Consider the following 19350-nt stretch of genomic DNA (forward strand, 5'->3'; position numbering starts at 1 on the left):
AAAATGAAAAAGCGTGTCCAATCGCAACACTATCTATTGTGGAGCGTGTTTTTCATCTAACTGCTGCGCCAATTTTTCTTGGCGAACGGAACAAGCTTCCACGGCTTTTGCTGTCACCTGCAGCGTTTTGGCCATCTCAGCAATATTTTGTGTCGCCCCGACTACAGTCGCTTGCATCGGCATCAATACCAGTTTAAAAATCGCCACAATAAATGCCACCAGCGCAGCGACAATGGCACCGATGGCGATCAAAATTCTCATTTGAAGATCATCCAAAAACTGCTCTGTTTTCGTGCTCACCGCTTGCTTAGAGTGCTCAATCGCATCGGGCAGCTTTTCCACCGAACGCGTCGAGACATCAATCAACTGATTAATGTTGGTAACGGTATTATCTATGTTCTGTTTTTGTTCTTCGGTCAGGTCTGAGTTTTGCGCCACTTCTGACAGCGACAAGGCTAAGCCGTCCAAACTTTCGTTGGTGCGTTGGATCGCTTGCTCTATGCCTTTCAAATCGACAGAGACGTTTAATTCGATGAACTCTGTACCATTCTCTATCTCATTCGGCTCAGAATTCGCAGCCCACGATGGCACGACTACCAACATCCAGCAAAAGGCCACCCAGCTCAACATATGCTTCATCACTCCTCCTTGTACAGCGATATAGATTTGGAATTGACTCCCTCATACTCAATCCTAGTGACTTAGTTTCCAAATGCGCCGCCAATTAACGAAAAGGTGACACAGGCTCAATCTTCGATGACAAAAACAGGTAACGCCGTTCATACACTCTCTACAACTTGGGGAGATAGACATGACACACTCAATCAAAACCTTTTCACTTGGCCTACTGACGCTGGGCTTCTTATACGGCTGTAACAACAGCGATGACGCAACAAGCCAGTCCGCAACATTGAACGTTGGCGTTATAGACCAGATTTCAACCAACACTTTCACCACCGCTTCTTACAATCTGGACGAACCGTACAACCCGCACGACAAAGACATCGATGACATTGACCAAGCGGTGATTGCTTTTAACTACGTTTTTCTAAAACCGATTAAAGTGAACGGCCAAACATGTGACCAAACCGGTGAGTGCGAGGCGTACCACATCAACTTTGACAAAGAGCAAAATGCGTTAAGAATGATTGATGTGAAGAACTCGAACGGCATGTCGGCAAGCTCGCTATTCCAAGGCTTGAACGTAAAGCCAGGCGAGTACTCCATGTGTCTATACATGAACGGTCAACATGAGAATGGCACTCAAGTCGACATCAGCCAAGACTCTTACGTGAAAGATATCGATGGCAGCTACGCTTATCTATCAACACCGTCACAAGGCTCTTGTGCGGGCGCGAAACCACCGGAAGAAGCGGGAAACATAGGTCGATTAACCAGCAAGCCTTTCACCATTCTCTCTGGTGAAAACAATCTGGCTGTCATGTTCGATTTAGAAACGAACCTAAAATACAACGCAAACCACGATTGGCGTTTTTTAGGAGACAAGCAATTCGACATTATTCGAGTTGATGATGCCATCAACGATATCGGTCATATTCAAGGCTTGGTCGATATCGACAATGTCGTCAACCAATGTGATCGTGAACCTTTCGGAGACAGCTTGGATTCTGTATACCTCTACAAACTTGCCACCTACCGAGAACAGATGAGCGGTTTCTACTCTCTAGACGGTGGAAGTGACGAAATGAAGCGTCCACTTAAAAGAACGCCATTGCTCCAGAACACTATCGAACAAGCAGGAGGCCAAGCAAGCTTCTCGTTTATGGACCTTCCAGCAGGTATTTACGCACTAGGTTACTCGTGCACGGCAGAAAATGACAGTGAAGAGATTCAAGGGATTGGATTCCACATTCACGATGCCAAGAAAAGTGTTAGCGTCTCACCGGGTAAAACGACGCAAGTACAGTTCTTGTAACGACCTTAACCAAGGTTTTCTATTGATTGCTTCTCTCAATGAGAAGCAATCACATTCCTCTAAACAATACTCTAACCACCGAACACTTTTCTTAAAAATGGCTTACAAATTAGACTAATATTTCATCAATTTGAGATGTCTTAGACAAAATCCAAACCGGACAGCGGCTAGACTAGAATTAGGAGTCAAGCTAGAGGACATCATCATGAAATATAGTCATATTCTTGTTGCTATTGAGCTTAGTGAAGACAGCAAAGTTCTGATCGACAGAGCCGTTTTTCTCGCCGACCAATTTAATGCAAAGGTCTCATTCATCCATATCGATGGTTCACATGGTGAAATCTATCCAGAGCTTATCGACCTTCAACAAAGCTACGAAAATCCACCTATCAACAAACACGCGTTAGAGCAGATCCAAGCTTTTGTGGACTATGCCCAAGTGCCCATCACTCATAATCTGATCGGTACTGGTGCACTCAGTGAGAAGCTCCAAGCGACAATTACGGATAACGGCTTTGATTTGTTGATTGCAGGTCATCACCATGATTTTTGGAGCAGCATTGTGTCTTACTCCAAAAACCTCATCGACAAGTCACCGATTGATATACTGGTGGTACCAATCGAGAGCTAGCGGCAACACCATAAAGCAAAAAAGGGAGCATTCGCTCCCTTTTGATTGTCTACATATCTGTAACTTAAAGTCTGTTTACTCGTGAAGGCAGAAACACTTCGCCCAACATGCAACGAACACTGCCACCGCCAATATCTTCGATGGTTTTGACATTAAATGGCAGCAGCTTACCGTGAGTGGATAACTGAGTGCGCTGAGCCGGAGTAAAGGCGTCGTATGCCGACAGGGACATGGCAATCACTTTATCGCCGTTGATGGTTTCCAATTGCAAAATATTGCCACAGAAGCGGTTCATCTGATCAAGCGTAATCGAGATCACTTGTTTATCTTTTGCCAAAGATTTAATCACGAAACGACGTTCAAACTCTGGAATAACTTCATCGCAAATAACCGCAAAGCTCTCACCCACCGCCATCATCACATTAGTGTGATAGATAGGGCTACCAGAAGGCAGCGCCGTCTGGAATGAGATCACGCGATGGTAGCCAATGCGCTGTGCATAGTCTTCCAATACTTCACGATCGCAACGTTGAGAGAGCGCGGCGTAGATGGTTTTGTTGATGTGATCTTTCACCATCACACCCGTACTTTCCAAATGGGCATTTTCTGGCAAGTACGACTCGAGGGAATCAGTAAACTCGACGTTTCTACCCGCCTGAGCCAACGCTTCGATCAGCGCCTGTGGACGAACTTCGTGTTGACGGTTGGTACACGCCATCGGGAAAGTGAAAAACTCGCCTTTGCTTGTGGTGCTAAACCAGTTGTTTGGGAATACCGCATCAGGAGTTTCATGTTCAGACAGTGGATAGTCAAACTCAACAACTTGCACACCCTCTCTACGAAGGCTTGCCACCATAGTGTGAAACTCTGCCATTGCTTGTTCACGAACTTGCTCGGTGGTTAGTGCAACACTATGCTGAAACTCATTATCTTGCGCCGTTTCTGCATTGAATCGAAATTCTTTCGGTGGGACCATAACCACACAGTTAGCGTTCTGTACCGATTGCGGGGCGAGGTTAAATTGTCTTTGCTCTTTAAGCTGCTGTTCCATTAACATCATCGAAACTCATCTTTCACTCACTGAATAACTGCAATTGTAAAATTATTGTTAAGCCAGTTTTTACTGACTTTTGGGTCAATAAAGGCCATTTGGTCATGAATTTACTGCTGGCATTTGATCTGACAGTGATTTTTACTGTTAATTCGACGGTTAATAATGATTTCTTCGAAACACATTCACGAATTCATTATAACCTATTAGTTACATAGCCTCTTGTTCGGTATACCATAACCTACGCTATCCGCTTCTTTTCATTAGAGCTTTTCACTGTAGAAAGGAAGTCGCGTAATAATAGGATCAATTATGTTCAAGAAGTTTGAAGGTTTTACGAAACCTTTTCCGGATGAAGAGCCAAGACAGCCGCCAAAAGGCATTTTTGCCTTTTGTCGCTACTACACTCGTGGCTTTGAAGTTCCACTAATCATCATGTCCATCATGTCGACGGTGGTTGCTATCGTCGAAGTATCCCTGTTTGGTTCATGGGACAACTGGTTGACTGGTTATCCACCAGCAACCCAGAAACATTTTGGCAAGACAACAGTAGCACTCTAATAGGCTACGGAGCCCTGCTGCTCGTCGTGATGCCAATACTGGTGATCGTCTACTCACTGTTAATCCACCAAACTCTGCTAGGCAACTACCCGATGTCGATCCGCTGGCTCGCACACCGATACTTGCTAAAACAGAGCGTGAACTTCTATCAAGACGATTTCGCCGGCCGCGTTGCAACCAAAGTAATGCAAACCTCTTTGGCGGTGCGTGAAACCGTGATGAAAACTATGGACGTATTTGTATACGTCTCGGTTTATTTCACGGCGATCGTTTTCTTGTTAGCAACTGCCGATTGGCGCTTGATGATTCCAATGTTGGTTTGGTTACTATGCTACGTCGCCATTCAGATCTACTTCGTACCAAAATTGAAGAATGTTGCGTCCGAGCAGGCTGATGCACGCTCTACGATGACAGGCCGAATCGTAGACAGCTACACCAACATTCAAACGGTAAAACTGTTCTCGCACAGCAAGCGTGAAACCGAGTATGCAGAAGAAGGCATGAATGGTTTCTTGGATACGGTATATCGCCAAATGCGATTGGTAACCGGTTTTGACGTCGCTGTTGAAGTCACTAACTATCTGTTGGTGTTCTCGGTGGCGGCATTGTCTATCTTCCTTTGGATGGACGGCTCAGTCAGCGTTGGTGCTATCGCGATTGCCATCAGTTTGGCGCTTCGTATCAACGGTATGTCGATGTGGATTATGTGGGAAGTCGGTGCTCTGTTTGAAAACATGGGTACTGTCGTTGATGGTATGAAAACGCTGTCTAAACCAATCGACATCGAAGACAAGAAAAACGCAAAACCACTGCAAGTTCCACACGGTGGCATTTCATTCGAAGATGTTAGCTTCCACTATGGCGAGAACAAGGGTGTGATTAGCAACCTTAACCTCGACATCAAGCCAGGCGAAAAAGTCGGCTTGGTGGGCCGCTCAGGTGCAGGTAAATCGACCTTGGTTAATTTGCTGCTACGTTTCCACGATGTGGAAAGCGGCAAAATCAAGATCGACGGCCAAACCATCTCTGATGTAACCCAAGACTCGCTGCGCAGCAAAATTGGTATGGTGACGCAAGACACCTCTTTGCTGCACCGTTCAATCAAAGACAACATCTTGTATGGCAACCCTGATGCATCTGATGAACAGCTCATCAAAGCGACCACACAGGCACATGCGCATGAGTTTATTGAAACCCTAACCGACCCGTTCGGTAACCTAGGTTACGAAGCTCAAGTGGGTGAGCGCGGTGTGAAACTCTCCGGTGGTCAGCGTCAGCGTATCGCTATCTCGCGTGTGCTACTGAAAGATGCCCCGCTGCTAGTGCTAGATGAAGCGACATCAGCACTCGATTCGGAAGTGGAAGCCGCGATTCAAGAAAGCTTGAACGAGCTGATGGAAGGTAAAACGGTTATCGCCATTGCGCACCGTCTATCGACCATTGCTCAAATGGACAGGCTGATTGTGCTTGATAAAGGCAGCATCGTTGAGCAAGGTACGCACAAAGAGCTGATTGCTGGCGATGGCATATACGCTCAACTTTGGGCGCACCAAACGGGTGGTTTTATTGGCGAAGAGAGCGAGGACGAAGTCCAAGCGGCAAACCAGTAAACCTGGCTCTGGTAAACCCCATAACCAAAAGCAGCGAGTTCAATCGCTGCTTTTTTGTTTCAGCTTTCTTTTACTAATTCACCGCAAAAATACTGGCTACTCTTGACCCCGTTGAGCTCTAGGGTACAAGATACGATTAGCGGCTAACCAATGACTTAGGTAAGGATCTCAACATGGCAAGCGATAAGCTTTCAACAACGGCGATTGCCAAAGCACGTGACATCGAACCGAGCGAGTTGTTCACCAAACTAAGTCAATCCGGTTACATCAATCGCTACCAAGACAAATGGGTCCTCACCGAGCTCGGTAAGAAGTTTGGTGGTGAGTATGTTGATCACAAGAAGTTTGGTCGCTTTATTGTCTGGCCGTCTAACTTAGTGATCGATGAGGTCCAAACCACTAAGTCGACGTTGTCCGCCACACAAATCGGTGAACGGGTTCAACTAAGTGCGAAAAAGATCAACCAGATGTTGCTTGAGCTTGGTTGGATTCAGAAAGTTGATCAAGGCTGGAACCTGACCCACATAGGCGCGGCAATTGGCGCACAGCAACGCAACGACAAAACCTCTGGCAATGACTTTGTTGTTTGGCACCCATCCATACTGCGCAACAAACGCTTCATTCAGTCGATTCGAGAGTTTCGAGGTGAAGATGCTGAATCCACCGCGACCGACAAATCGATTTCGAGTTTTCGCCAGAAGTTCGAAGCAAAACATCGAACCCTAGATGGGCATTATGTGAATACCAAATCAGAACTGCTGATTGACAACTGGCTCTACCTCAATGGTATTGTGCATGCCTATCATCGTGAGCTGCCCGTGGAGCAAGATTTCTTAACTGGGTTTTACCTTCCTAGTGGCCAAGTCTATATCCATTACTGGGATTTTACGGGTCTTGAATCCATGGATAAGGCGAGCAAAGCGCAACGCCAACTCTATCTCGACATCGACTTAGAGCTCATCGACGTATTCCAAAATGATGTCGAACACCTCGATAGCTACCTACCCAGCAAGCTTAAACCGTACGGCATAAAGTCTTACTAACTTTTGACATTCTCGCTCGCCAACTGTCTAAACTTAAGCCAATATTATCAAGGTGTTTGATACCATTTATTATTGCCGCCAAACAAGGAGGCTAATTTGCCTAACGATCGCTTTTCGCAACTGGACTTAAACTTACTGCGTACGTTTATGATTCTCTACCAAGAACAAAACATGCGAAAAGCTGCGCATCGACTTAAGGTTTCTCAACCAGCGGTAAGCAAAGCACTGCAGCGACTGCGTGAGCACTTTGGCAATGAACTGTTTGTAAAGACGCCGACGGGTTACAACCCACACACTACACCAATGCATTGATCCAAAGACTCGAACCGGCATTTGATAGTTTAGAACTGGCGGTGAACGCGCAATCTGAATTCGACCTCGCAAAACTGTCTGGCACCATCAAGCTAGCTCTAAGCCCCTTCTTGCTGAGCGCTTTCTCCAGTGAGCTCTACCAAACCCTTAGCACAGAAGCGCCGAACGTACAGTTTCACCTGCGTAACTGGTATGAAAACTCTCTACAAGATCTCACTAAAGATGAGCTGTTAGTTGGCGTAAACTACGAGATCAGCCACGCCCCCAAAGAGCTACTTCAACATCGATTAGGGCAAGACTCTTTCTGCGTTTATCTCAGAAAAGACCACCCTTTCAAGCAAGACAGCATCGATATTTTATCATCAGGTGAATTTGAATTTGCCACCATTATCGCACCGGACTGGAATACCCATACCTCGTTTGCCGAGAAAGTCATGAAGATGCATGGTGTGGTGCCAAAGATTAAGTTTCGCTCGGAGCTTCCTTCAGCGATTTTTGATGTGGTCGAGAACTCGAACCTGATGTTTCCAGCTTCCAAGTTCATCAACATCAGTCAGAGAAAGTTAAGAAAGGTACTCGTGCGAGTGGATACTACATCTTTCACGCCTGAAGTGTTCCTTTATCATCATCACAAGCATCGCAACAATGAAACCGTATTGTGGCTAAAAGAACACATCAAGCGCTGTATCGACAAACGTACTTAAGGTTTAAACGTCTTACTTAACTCCATAGCGAGCACGAGCCGCTTCTTCTTTTGGCACGATGGTTTTACCTATTGGTGCAAGTGAGATGTATGCCAGCTTCAGGTGCTGAAGTGCAAACGGAATACCAATGATGGTCACAAAGCAAGCCACAGCAGAAAGAATGTGCCCGATAGCCAACCAGATACCTGCCAATACGAACCAAATGATGTTGCCTATCAGTCCAAATGGCTTGTGCCGATATCTTTTTCGTTAGTTAACTCATCCCTAGCAATCGGCTCTTGGCCAAAAGGAAAGAAAGAGAAGTTACCCATCACAAAGCACGCTCTTCCCCATGGAATACCGATAATGCTGATATAAGCTAGCAAGCCAAATGCCCACCACATCAATCCCATAAAGACGCCACCGAACAAAAACCAAATTATATTTCCAAGTGTTCTCATGAAGCTTTTCCTATTTAGGGCTGTTTACAATGTAAATTACATTATGGGCGATGTATCTGAACAGAAGATGAACTTAATCTAACGTTAAATTCAGGATACTTAGCTCAACGCCTGCCAAATTGCAGTCATACCGCTGAGTGAGCAAAGCAGTAGCGCCCCCATTCGAATCTTCTCTTTCGGCAATGAGTGCGTGGTCATCTTCGCCAAATAGTAGCCAAGCCAACCTGCCGGAATCAAAGGTATGGTGATCCAAACATGATGCCAAGTTAAGAAGCCCGCTGGCATCTGGATGATCAACGAGATAATAGAACTGAACACGAAAAACGCCGATAGGTTTCCGCGCAGCTGATTGGCCTCTTGATGCTGAAGCAGCAGCGCCATTGGCGGCCCACCGATAGCTGAACTGGTTCCAAAAAAGCCAGAGAAAAAGCCAGCCACACCCATTCGCGCCGGGTCGGTTCAATTCGAAAAGGCAGCATACTGACCACCACAGCAAACAACACCAAAATACCCAGCCATAGCGCAAGTACATCGGTTGACACCATCACCAACAACACACCACCAGCAATAGAGCCAGGAATGCGACCTATCAATGCCATCTTAAGTCCGCCAATAGACACATTCGCTCTGTGTTTCATCGCATTCAATACTGAAATAAACAGCGCGACCAAACAAATCGGCGCGGGGACGTAATCCGGAGAAATCATAAAGAGTAGTGGCGCAGCAACAATCGCGAGTCCAAATCCAATGGCGGTTTGGACAAAAGAGCCAATAAAGATCAGTAGCATGGCCGTTAAAGCAGGCGTGGTAAACCATTCAGACATGACGATATCTCATTAAAAGGATGATGGTAGAAGCCAGAAGAATTCCATGATAATCGATTTTGAAACCAAGCTGTTACCGTTATTACAAGCTATCCGGTATCCGCGGCTCACGGCTTCGATATTGCGCGACTTTTCATCCCCAACCATATGACTTAAAATCGTGCTCCTTCTTGTCACCAACAGTGCTTAACTATGAACAAAAGTTTCACCACTAACTTTATCGCACTCGCTCTATTGATTGCGGGCTACAGCTTGGACAATACCGTTGTTTTCTACGCCGGACTTTTCGCCTTTTCAGGTGCTATCACCAACTGCTCGCCGTACACATGCTATTTGAAAAAGTCCCGGGATTGTATGGTTCTGGTGTTATCCCTGCGCGCTTTGAAGAGTTTAAAGCCGCCATCAAAACGCTAATGATGGAACAGTTTTTTACCAATGAAAACATCGACCGATTCCTTAACAAGGAGATGTCTGGTGGTAAAACGCTTAACTTAGAGCCAATCTTAGACAAAGTCGATTTCAACCCAACTTTCGACTCGTTGGTCGATGTGATTGCTAATTCGTCGTTCGGTGGCATGTTGGCCATGTTTGGTGGCACTGAAGCACTGCAACCGCTCAAGCAACCTTTTGTCGAGAAAATGCAAGAGGCGGTGGTTGAGATCAGCCAATCAGAGCCCGTTAAAGAAGCACTGAAAGAGCAATTAGAATCACCGGCTATGATGGAAGAAATCAAAACCAACGTTGAGAACATCATCGACCAGCGTTTAAGTGAGCTCACACCGCAACTAGTGAAAACCATCGTTCAGCAGATGATTCGTCAGCATCTTGGATGGCTCGTTGTTTGGGGTGGTGTATTTGGCGGTGTGATTGGAATTATCTCAGCGCAATTCGTGTAACCCAAATCTATCGACCTCACCGAACCAAAAAGGGAACCCACAAGGCTCCCTTTTCTATTTTTAACTCTTTTGATTAGAGCATATCAGGATTCACTCCAAACCCACTTTTATGCTCTTCGATAACCACTTCACTGCGTGTCTGAATCACCCCTGGCAGAGTCGCAAGCTTAGTCGACATGAAATGTTGGTAGGCCTTCATATCTTTTACGCGCACCTTAATCATGGTGTCGAAATCCCCCGACAACGAATAGCACTCTTCGATTTCTGGCATGCTGTCTGCCGCCTGTGCGAACTTATCAAATATAGAAAAACTGGTTTGATCGAGTCGAATATGAATGAATACCTGAACATCTAAGCCTAACTTTTCAGGATTGAGTTCCGCATGATAGCCCGAAATATAGCCTTCTTTTTCCAACCTTTTCACACGATCGGAGCAAGGCGAGGTGGTGAGATTGACTAGCTTTGCGAGCTCCACCATCGATAAACGGCCTTTGAGATGTAACTGACGCAAGATCTCACGATCGATTCGGTCTAACTCCATATTTACCTCATAACTTGGAGACATGAGCGATTACAAAATTGCCACAACAGTTAACAGAGTTTATACAAAAAAGAAGGGAGGAAAAAGGAGCCAAAGCACACTCTGATCACAGTGTGCTGCAAAGAAGAAGGCCTTGCGCCGAACTAGAGTAACGGCTGAAAAGGAAAGCTGTTTGAGTTACACGACACGAGCGTTTTGTATGCTCATCTCCGTTGGTTCATTTTGTGTATTGCATACGCGGCAATAGCACTGTTTTTCCATCTCTACGTAATGACCGCCTTGCGTAATCATTGCCAAAATACTTTGAACCACCGAGGGACTTTCAGAGTGGTTTCGCTCCATCACAACTTTATGGTGAGTGCTTTTTTGGCAGCTATGGCAATACGCTTTTGGCATGACGAGTGTCCTTCGTGATCAGTTGAGTTATTGATAATCGACTCATTCTGGATGACTTGGTTCCCTCGACTCAAACTTTAGTCGTAAATACGTGAGGTAAGTTCAATTATTGACCAAGTTTTTACTTAGCATTTAAGTTGGTCTTTTAAGTGACCCCAAAAATAATCTCCTGTAACCGTCTTTCATACTGAAAGAGTTCTCTATTCGCACCTTCTCCAAACTGCGGCCACAAAAAAAGCCCCGCATTGCTGCAGGGCTTTGGATAAAGTAATAAGCGGTTAGTCTAACTCGACCAATTGCTTCTCAAACTTAGCGTGCTGAGATTTCACTGTATCACTTGGCTCACCAGACAATCGGCTAACCACAACGATAGCCAGTGTTGATAGGATGATTCCCGGTACGATTTCGTACACATCGAACCAACCACCTGATAGCTGTTTCCAAACAACGATAGTCACACCACCAACAATAATGCCGGCTAGCGCGCCATTGCGGTTCATCTTGCTCCAATACAAGCTCAGAACAACAGCTGGGCCAAACGCAGCACCAAAACCTGCCCAAGCGTAAGAAACAAGACCTAGTACAGAACTGTCTGGCGTCATCGCTAGATAAAGCGCAACAACAGAAATAAGCACAACTCCGATACGACCGATGCGAACAATATCTTCCGAAGTCGCGTCTTTGTTAATCACTTGCTTGTAAAAATCTTCCGCTAGTGCAGATGAAGAAACCAATAGTTGTGAGTCAGCCGTACTCATGATTGCCGCTAGGATTGCCGCAAGAAGAATACCCGCGATGACAGGGTGGAACATCGCATCCACAAGTAGCATGAAGATCTTCTCGCCATCGCTCACGTCCATTCCCGGTGTATTAGTCACGTAGACCAAGCCAACTAAACCAACCAGCATTGCGCCCACCATAGATAGCGCAGTCCAAATCACAGCGATTCGACGTGCAGTACCCAGATCTTTGTTTGAACGAGATGCCTTGAAACGCGCCAAGATATGCGGCTGACCAAAGTAACCTAGACCCCAAGCCACCAAAGAGATAATCGCAATAGCAGACAGCGGTTCACCCTTTGTATCGTTCCAAAGTGTTAGTAGCTCTGGGTTGATAGCAGCAAGGTCGCCACTTAGCTGACCAAAGCCACCGTTCATCGCTGCAACAGGAACAATCATAAGTGCTGCAGCCATAAGTAGGCCTTGCACTAAATCGGTCCAAGATACCGCTAAGAAGCCGCCAAACAATGTGTAAGATACAACACAGACCGTTCCAATAATCACTGCAAGTGTGTAATCCAAACCGAATACCGTTTCAAACAACTTGCCGCCAGCCACTAGGCCTGAACTTGTGTAGAAAAGGAAGAACAGCAAGATAAAGAATGCAGAGATGATTTGAATGAGCTTTGAAGTATCGTTGAATCGACGAGACAAAAACTCAGGCAAAGTAAGTGCATCAGTCGTAATACTGTAAGTACGTAGACGCTTTGCGCTAATTAACCAGTTAAGCCAAGTACCCACAAGCAGGCCGCCAGCAAGCCAAAATGCTTCGATACCTGCTGCATAAGCATAACCAGGTAGACCCAGAAGCAACCAGCCACTCATATCAGATGCGCCTGCCGAAAGCGCTGCAGGCCAAGGGCCCAATGCACGACCACCTAAAAAGTAGTCAGTTGAGTTTTTCGTACGCTGGTATGCGATCACGCCGATCGCCAGCATTAGCGCAAGATACGCCAAAAACGTGGTAGTAATAGCAAAGCTATTTTCCATCAGTTTGTCCTCTTATTTAAAGATCGTCTTCCATGCGCTCTCTCAAATCCTTGAGAGAGCGTCATTCTGAAGATTAGTGAGCGTCGCTACCCAGCTCGAGCAAGGTCGCGTTACCACCCACTGCTGTTATATTTATTGTTCTTGTGCGTTCCGTAATAAAACGGAGCACCAGATGAGGATCAAGCGCCACAGGAGTCGCAGCAAGATCCGTTTCCGAAACAAGGCCGACAATGGCCCCATCTCGTTTTGATAGTTGGCGATTAATACAGTGTTCAACTTCTGCATTACCAACATATCCGACACTTCGAACATCCGATTCAAGTACTTGATGGTAGGCATCAAACGGCACGACTTGAATAACGTGTTCAGGAAGGGTCGATTGCTTTGCGGCGTGATTCACAGCAGCGCTGAGCGCCTCGTTATCACTACACAAAATAACTGTGTTACCCGCGACTAAAGCTGCAACAACTTGAGCGAAAGCCGCCGCCGTTGAATTAGCTTCTTGCGAATCATGAATGATCAGGGCGACGCCACGCCCTGCGGTATATAGTTCGTTTGTCTCACCTGTAGGGCCAGGCATTAGGTGAGAGTTAGCCAATAATGCTGCTGCGTGTTCCAAATGATACGTCAGCACATTGGTTAAAATAGATTCACCTTGAAGCAATGCTTTGAATGAGTGCAAGCACTCACTCTTGAACGCAAAATCGGTCAAATTCCAGCTTTCCCACGCGACCAACGAATCAGAAAATCGAGTTACTTGATGAGTCATGTTTCAATTCCTTCTTGTCGATTAAGCGTCAGCAGGTGATGCTGAAGTTTGCGTGTCATTTTGCACGTAGTGAGCTTTAGTAAAGCGGAACAAGTAGTGTGGCCCGCCCGCTTTTGGACCTGTCCCAGACAGACCTTGGCCACCAAACGGCTGAACCCCTACCACAGCACCCACTTGATCGCGGTTGATGTAGCAGTTACCCACGCGAGCGTGTTTTTCAATCCAGCGATAAGTCGTTTCGTTACGGCTGTGAACACCCATGGTTAGGCCATATCCGGTGTTGTTGATCTGCTCAACCACATTAGCGAGTTGGTTCGCTGGGTAGCGGACGATGTGTAAAATCGGGCCAAATTGCTCTTCTTTCAGACACGACAAGTCTTCAATTTCAAACGCGCTTGGTGGGACAAAGTCGCCGTTCGCGCATGCGTCTGAAAGCTCTAACTGACATACTGGAGTTTGAGTCGACGTCATCGTTTGCAAGTGCTTGAACAATTTCTCTTTGGCTACGCCATCAATCACAGGGCCAACATCTGTGCTGTGATCACATGGATTGCCCACTTTTAACTCACGCATCGCGCCTTGAATCAAAGCAACAATGCGGTCAGCGATATCTTGCTGAACAAACAGCACGCGAAGTGCAGAACAACGTTGACCCGCCGAAGCAAAGGCCGAACGAATCACATCGCGAACCACCTGTTCTGGCAGTGCGGTACTGTCGACAATCATGGCATTCTGACCACCTGTTTCGGCAATAAACGGTACTGGACCCGCTTCTCTTTCTGCCAATGACTGGTTAATGCGCTGCGCCGTCGCTGTAGAACCGGTAAAGGCAACACCCGCAATGGCTGGGTGAGACGTTAGCGCCGAACCAATTTCTGCGCCAAAACCTGGAAGCAGTTGAATCGTTCCACTTGGGAAACCAGCTTCATTCATCAGCTCTACCGCTCGTGCAGCAATCAAACTGGTTTGCTCGGCAGGCTTAGCTACAACCGTATTCCCAGCAACCAGTGCTGCCGTTACCTGACCAAGGAAAATAGCAAGTGGGAAGTTCCATGGACTAATACAGACAAACACACCTCGACCGTCGCGAGATACTGTTCTCGCAACGCCATCAAAGCCTGTTAGTGGCTTGGCTTGCAGAGTCCTCGCTTGATTTGCGTAGTAACGACAAAAATCGACCGCTTCACGAACTTCATCAATGCTGTCGTGAATGGTTTTGCCTGCTTCTTTGTGACAAAGGGCGACAAGCTCTGCCAAGTTTGATTCCAGCAGATCCGCAAGTTTATTCAAACATGCCGCTTTCACCTCTACTGGCTGAGCCTGCCACTCTGGGAATGCGTGCTGTGCGCCTTCTATCGCTGCGGAAACATGATCAAGGTTAGCCATTGCAGTTTGACCTACGGTGATAGTACGATCATACGGTGCAGTGACGGTTTCAATGCGGCCTTCTTCCTTGATCATGCTTTCGAATAAATGCTCGCCATTGATCATCGGTCCGGCTTGCCATTGACGTTCAAGCTGACTCTCAACGCTCTTCTCGAAAGGTTCTAACTCACTTTCGATATCAATGTTGACGCCTGCAGAGTTTTTGCGGTCAGAGAAAATATTTGTAGGCAATGGAATCTTGGCATTATTGAGGGTATCGAATGCGAGCAGCATATCGACTGGGTGTTGGGTCAAGGTTTCAACTGGGCAACGTGCATCCACCAATCGATGCACGAATGAGCTGTTGGCGCCATTTTCCAATAAGCGACGAACCAAATATGGCAGCAGATCTTTATGACTGCCCACTGGTGCATAAATACGAACTGATTGCTGATACGCTTCCATCGCGTGAACGTAAAGAGAGTCTCCCATACCGTGCAATCGTTGGAACTCAAAATCTTTATGCTCTGCCATCACCGCAATCGCGGTCACGGTATGCGCATTATGACTAGCAAACTGCGGGAAGATGTTGCCACGGACATTGTCACTTAATAGGAAACGAGCACAGGCTATATACGCCACATCGGTCGCTTCTTTGCGAGTGTAAACAGGGTAGTTCGCAAAACCCGCTTGCTGTGCCCATTTGATTTCACTGTCCCAATACGCGCCTTTTACTAAGCGAAGTGGAATCATGTCGCCCTGCTCTTTTGCCAGTTTGTTAATCCAAACCAACACTGGCAGCGCACGTTTAGAGTACGCTTGAACCACCAATCCAAACTTACCCCAGCCTTTCACTTCGTCGCTACGGTAGACCTTTTCAAACAGTTTTAGCGACAGCTCTAATCGATCTGCTTCTTCTGCATCAATGGTAATCGCAACATCCAATTCAATGGCGCGCGCCAGCAACTGCATTAATGTGTTGTAAAGCTCGGTCAAAACACGATCTTCATTCGCCACTTCATATCGTGGGTGAAGCGCAGAAAGCTTAATGGAAACTGAAGGGGCTGGGCTATTTTTCGACGCATAGTCATTACGGCCTACTGCCTCAATCGCCATCAAGTAGTCTTTAAAATACTTGTTCGCATCCGTTGACGTTAACGCCGCTTCACCGAGCATATCGTAAGAATAGGTAAAGCCTTTGTCGCGCATCGGCAAACCGTTCTTCTGCGCTTCATCAATGCTACGACCCAATACAAACTGATGACCCATGATCTTCATGGCTTGATGCATCGCTTGACGAATCACAGGCTCTGACATCTTATTCACTAGTCGATTTACCGCTTGAGTTGGGCTACCAGACTGCTTGTCTGACAGGCCGACTACTTTGCCCGTTAACATCAACCCCCAAGTTGAGGCATTAACAAACACAGAATCGGAGTTTTTCAGGTGAGATTTCCAATCTGCCACACTGAGCTTATCTTTGATCAGCGCATCCGCTGTAGCTGAGTCAGGAATTCGCATCAAGGCTTCCGCTAAACACATCAGCAAGATCCCTTCTTGAGTATCCAAACTGTACTCAAGTAAAAGGGCATCGATCATTTGAATGGATTTCTTATCCGCACGGATCGCCTTGATCAGATCCGACGTTTTCTCGGTGATCAACGCTTTTTCAGCATCGCTTGGCGTTGCTAAAGGCAATAGCTGCTTGAGCCATTGAGATTCATCCACCATGTAAAGTGGAGAGATTTTCGACCAAAGGGTCTCAAGCGGCTGGTCAACAAACTCGCTCGTTAACACGTCTGTGGCAGTAAACATGTAATTTCCTCAATCTCAAATCCAGAAAAAGTCTGGATTTACTACAATGGCTCGCAGTGTATTTTGAGCTTGAGTGGATTACTTGTCAAAAACTCCGAGCTTTTTGCTAAAAACTCTGGAAATTAACAAAACAAAAACAGAATCACATGTAATTTGGCAATATATTATCTGGTAATGGTTAGCTTATTTAACGCTAATGTGCTTTTTATACATGGTCGGAGACATTCCTTGCAGGCGTGCAAAGGCATGAGTAAAAGCACTTTGTGAGGAAAAACCGGACAGTTCTGCAATCTGACCAATGGTGAGATTGCCTCTTTCTATCAGACTTTTGGCCATATCAACGCGTTTACCCAATACATATTGATGAGGTGTGATTCCCATTTGCTCCTTAAACAGCATATGGAATTGGCTCTCACCGAGGAATACGCTACCCGCCAGCTGAGCCACAGTGATCTTACGGCCTAAATGCTGATCGATATAACGATCGATCATGTCGAGATCAAATCGAGATTCTTTTCGATAAGTTTCAAAACTTGAAATATGACGCTGCAGAAGCGCGATCACCGTATCGTTACAAGCACGGCTCAACAAAAGATCATCGGGGTGAGACTGCATTTCAGCCACCAGCATTTGAATTAAACGCTGGATCTGAGTATCCAATTGAAAATAGGTGTCGGACTGAGCAAGATCGTTTAGCTTCTGCAATAAGAGAGGGTCATCATCTCTGGGTTGCGGCATATTTAGAACAAGTATGTCCGATTGCCCGACCACGCCACCAAAGGCATGATCCGAACCAGACGTCACAACACAGCCTTGCCCGGGGCCCACCAAATTACCAAGCCCACCCACTTCAAATTCAGCGTGTCCTTTTAAACCAATCACAACTTGGGTGTAGCTATGGTCATGGCAATCCATCGTCGTTGGCAAAGTCACCAGTTCCGCAGGACGAGGCGACAAAAGTTTGGCATTTTTGCTCAAATCGAATTCAGATGAATCATTTTTCTGTTTCATTTTGCATGACCTTTATGGGCAAGTTGCGCGCATCATATAGTAAAAAGCCCTTTGCGAAAATGGTTGTCATTTCTTTGCTTTTTATACTCAACCAAGCACTTATATGCCTAGATCTCACAGTGAAACTGCTCATTAATTGTACTCCGGAACAATGATCAAGTGCACATTAATTACGGCTAATGCGTGTTCAATGACCAATCAGTGGAGCAGATCTAAAATCTGCCCTTGCATATTTTCCCTTTGCGCTCAAAATGATTATTGCAAGCCGAAAAAACAAACAAGCGACCACCACTATATGGTTGTTATTTGTCCAATTTTTGGTATAGATAGGAATAGAATTTGCATTATGAGATAGCTTCATTGAAAGCTGTCAAAAGTTTGTCTTTTCCACAAAATGTGGGTTAACACGTTAATTTGTTTGCAGGGACCTATGATCAAACGTCGCATCCCAGCGCTTCTAGTAGCGCTCAGCCCAGTATGGGTATCGGCATCGATTCAAGCAGAAGAAACGACTCAAGTCGATCCTGTTATTGCTATCGATAGTAAACTTAGCCAAAAGCAGACTGAAATAGATGCTATCGCCTCTGAGTTTGATGCTCAAAGCGACGATCTACAGCAGTTAAAGAACGACCAGGCTAAACTAGAGCGTGCGTCTAACGAGCTAAATGCTAAACGTAACCGCGCGAAATCTGCTTTAGATAAGCAGTACAGCCGCCTTTTGGAAGACCCAGATACAGACTTGGTGACTTTCCAAAAACGTTATCAAGAAGCTTGGGCAGAAGTGAAAGACAACCAGTCTGCTTCTTTAGAAGTTGAACAGAGCATCGTAGAAAGTGAAATGCGCCTGTCTCAAACTAAACAAAAGCAAGCGCGTTTGGATACTGAGTACACCAACCTGCAAGAGCAACGTGTTGAAGCCCGAGTTAAGCGTCTAGCGGCAGAACTTCGTGAAAGCGCTGTTCTAGAAACGTCTTATAAAACAACCTGTTCTTCAACAATGACGCTAGGCGAATGTACAAGCCAAGGTCAACATCTAACTAAGCAAAAAGCAGTGAAGACATTCCGCTCCAAGCTTATGGATAACCTAACAGAATCCGTCATCGCTAAGCAGAATATAAAAGGGGTTCAGTTGAACATTCATGTTCAAGAGAGCCAAATCATCCGTGCTGGTTTTGAAGGTAACAACGCTTACTTCACCCAACTACAAGCTCAACTGCAAGCCAAACCAGAAGCAACAGCGGCGTGTAAACTACTTAACGTTTCATCTCGCTACTGTCTGAAAGGCCATGCAGCAAAAAATACCAAGAGCGAAAAAGAGTGGGCAAACATCACAGTACGTTCAAACCAATATGATGATTCTGTAACCATCAATGGTATCGATTATGGCAGCACGCCTGTAGAACTTGTGCTTCCAAACGGCCGCCATCAAATCACAGTCTCAAAAGACGGTTTCGAAACTTATAACCGCGTCGTTTCTCTAAATGGAACCGACACAGTTTGGGTTCAACTTCGTCCAAACAAAGACGGTTAATTGTCCTAATTAACATTTTGATGATGAAATCTTGGCCAAAAATTTGGTCTGATTTCACAAAGATGTAGATAAAGCGCCATTTTGTCATCAAGTTATCGCAAGATAGCTTCTGTCAAAATGGCGTTTTCGTTTAGAATAAACCCAT

At 45.9% G+C, this 19350-nt stretch carries 11 protein-coding genes and 5 pseudogenes; 7 read left to right on the plus strand and 9 right to left on the minus strand.

Features of this window, described 5'->3' with window-relative positions; genetic code table 11:
- Window positions 1-33: 33 nt before the first annotated feature.
- Complete coding sequence (locus tag UA76_RS01630; protein WP_052771901.1) at window positions 34-639, minus strand: hypothetical protein; 606 nt, start codon at window positions 637-639, stop codon at window positions 34-36.
- A gap of 172 nt (window positions 640-811) precedes the next feature.
- Between UA76_RS01630 and UA76_RS22185 the strand changes: the two genes are divergently transcribed.
- A complete protein-coding gene (locus UA76_RS22185; RefSeq protein WP_052771902.1) occupies window positions 812-1936 on the plus strand; it encodes a DUF4382 domain-containing protein in 1125 nt (374 codons plus the stop codon).
- Between the two features lie 205 nt (window positions 1937-2141).
- Window positions 2142-2567: a universal stress protein gene (locus UA76_RS01640; RefSeq protein ID WP_047042421.1), complete on the plus strand. Its 426-nt coding sequence runs from the start codon at window positions 2142-2144 to the stop codon at window positions 2565-2567.
- Between the two features lie 64 nt (window positions 2568-2631).
- Here the strand turns inward: UA76_RS01640 and UA76_RS01645 are convergent, their stop codons facing one another.
- The gene (locus UA76_RS01645) at window positions 2632-3624 is read right to left on the minus strand and encodes an arginine deiminase-related protein (RefSeq protein ID WP_047042507.1); all 993 of its coding nucleotides are present in this window, start codon (window positions 3622-3624) and stop codon (window positions 2632-2634) included.
- Window positions 3625-3930: 306 nt separating this feature from the next.
- Between UA76_RS01645 and UA76_RS01650 the strand changes: the two are divergent.
- The 3 genes and pseudogenes from UA76_RS01650 to UA76_RS01660 all read left to right on the plus strand — a co-directional run bounded on the left by UA76_RS01650 (window position 3931) and on the right by UA76_RS01660 (window position 7848).
- Window positions 3931-5789 (plus strand): annotated as a pseudogene (locus UA76_RS01650) (ABC transporter ATP-binding protein).
- Window positions 5790-5962: 173 nt separating this feature from the next.
- Entirely contained in the window at window positions 5963-6832 is an 870-nt protein-coding gene (locus UA76_RS01655) for a glycerol kinase (protein WP_047042424.1), read from the plus strand.
- Between the two features lie 96 nt (window positions 6833-6928).
- Window positions 6929-7848 (plus strand): annotated as a pseudogene (locus UA76_RS01660) (LysR family transcriptional regulator).
- Between the two features lie 12 nt (window positions 7849-7860).
- Here the strand turns inward: UA76_RS01660 and UA76_RS01665 are convergent.
- A pseudogene (locus UA76_RS01665) lies at window positions 7861-8288 on the minus strand (YccF domain-containing protein).
- A 99-nt stretch (window positions 8289-8387) separates the two neighbouring features.
- Window positions 8388-9112 (minus strand): annotated as a pseudogene (locus UA76_RS01670) (sulfite exporter TauE/SafE family protein).
- A 192-nt stretch (window positions 9113-9304) separates the two neighbouring features.
- On the opposite strand from UA76_RS01670, the pseudogene UA76_RS01675 reads away from it, so the two are divergent.
- A pseudogene (locus UA76_RS01675) lies at window positions 9305-10008 on the plus strand (DUF445 domain-containing protein).
- Between the two features lie 73 nt (window positions 10009-10081).
- Here UA76_RS01675 and UA76_RS01680 read toward each other — a convergent pair.
- The 5 genes from UA76_RS01680 to UA76_RS01700 form a co-directional block, all read right to left on the minus strand.
- A complete protein-coding gene (locus UA76_RS01680; RefSeq protein ID WP_047042426.1) occupies window positions 10082-10549 on the minus strand; it encodes an Lrp/AsnC family transcriptional regulator in 468 nt (155 codons plus the stop codon).
- A gap of 674 nt (window positions 10550-11223) precedes the next feature.
- The gene (gene putP, locus UA76_RS01685; RefSeq protein WP_047042428.1) at window positions 11224-12714 is read right to left on the minus strand and encodes a sodium/proline symporter PutP; all 1491 of its coding nucleotides are present in this window, start codon (window positions 12712-12714) and stop codon (window positions 11224-11226) included.
- Between the two features lie 73 nt (window positions 12715-12787).
- Window positions 12788-13483 carry a 1-pyrroline-5-carboxylate dehydrogenase gene (locus UA76_RS01690; protein ID WP_047042430.1) on the minus strand — a complete coding sequence of 232 codons (696 nt, stop codon included), beginning with the start codon at window positions 13481-13483 and terminating at the stop codon, window positions 12788-12790.
- Between the two features lie 21 nt (window positions 13484-13504).
- The gene (gene putA / locus UA76_RS01695) at window positions 13505-16663 is read right to left on the minus strand and encodes a bifunctional proline dehydrogenase/L-glutamate gamma-semialdehyde dehydrogenase PutA (RefSeq protein WP_047042432.1); all 3159 of its coding nucleotides are present in this window, start codon (window positions 16661-16663) and stop codon (window positions 13505-13507) included.
- A gap of 183 nt (window positions 16664-16846) precedes the next feature.
- Window positions 16847-17674: an AraC family transcriptional regulator gene (locus UA76_RS01700; RefSeq protein WP_047042434.1), complete on the minus strand. Its 828-nt coding sequence runs from the start codon at window positions 17672-17674 to the stop codon at window positions 16847-16849.
- Between the two features lie 430 nt (window positions 17675-18104).
- On the opposite strand from UA76_RS01700, the gene UA76_RS01705 reads away from it, so the two are divergent.
- Window positions 18105-19205 (plus strand): PEGA domain-containing protein, encoded by a 1101-nt coding sequence (locus UA76_RS01705; protein ID WP_047042436.1) that lies wholly within the window; start codon window positions 18105-18107, stop codon window positions 19203-19205.
- Window positions 19206-19350 lie beyond the last annotated feature (145 nt).

The organism is Vibrio mexicanus, from assembly GCF_001012815.1.
Taxonomy (GTDB): Bacteria; Pseudomonadota; Gammaproteobacteria; order Enterobacterales; family Vibrionaceae; genus Vibrio; species Vibrio mexicanus.

Coding starts and splice junctions, on each gene's coding strand:
- UA76_RS01630 (WP_052771901.1), bottom strand. CDS start 639: ATGAAGCATATGTTGAGCTGGGTGGCCTTTTGCTGGATGTTGGTAGTC.
- UA76_RS22185 (WP_052771902.1), top strand. CDS start 812: ATGACACACTCAATCAAAACCTTTTCACTTGGCCTACTGACGCTGGGC.
- UA76_RS01640 (WP_047042421.1), top strand. CDS start 2,142: ATGAAATATAGTCATATTCTTGTTGCTATTGAGCTTAGTGAAGACAGC.
- UA76_RS01645 (WP_047042507.1), bottom strand. CDS start 3,624: ATGTTAATGGAACAGCAGCTTAAAGAGCAAAGACAATTTAACCTCGCC.
- UA76_RS01655 (WP_047042424.1), top strand. CDS start 5,963: ATGGCAAGCGATAAGCTTTCAACAACGGCGATTGCCAAAGCACGTGAC.
- UA76_RS01680 (WP_047042426.1), bottom strand. CDS start 10,549: ATGGAGTTAGACCGAATCGATCGTGAGATCTTGCGTCAGTTACATCTC.
- putP (WP_047042428.1), bottom strand. CDS start 12,714: ATGGAAAATAGCTTTGCTATTACTACCACGTTTTTGGCGTATCTTGCG.
- UA76_RS01690 (WP_047042430.1), bottom strand. CDS start 13,483: ATGACTCATCAAGTAACTCGATTTTCTGATTCGTTGGTCGCGTGGGAA.
- putA (WP_047042432.1), bottom strand. CDS start 16,663: ATGTTTACTGCCACAGACGTGTTAACGAGCGAGTTTGTTGACCAGCCG.
- UA76_RS01700 (WP_047042434.1), bottom strand. CDS start 17,674: ATGAAACAGAAAAATGATTCATCTGAATTCGATTTGAGCAAAAATGCC.
- UA76_RS01705 (WP_047042436.1), top strand. CDS start 18,105: ATGATCAAACGTCGCATCCCAGCGCTTCTAGTAGCGCTCAGCCCAGTA.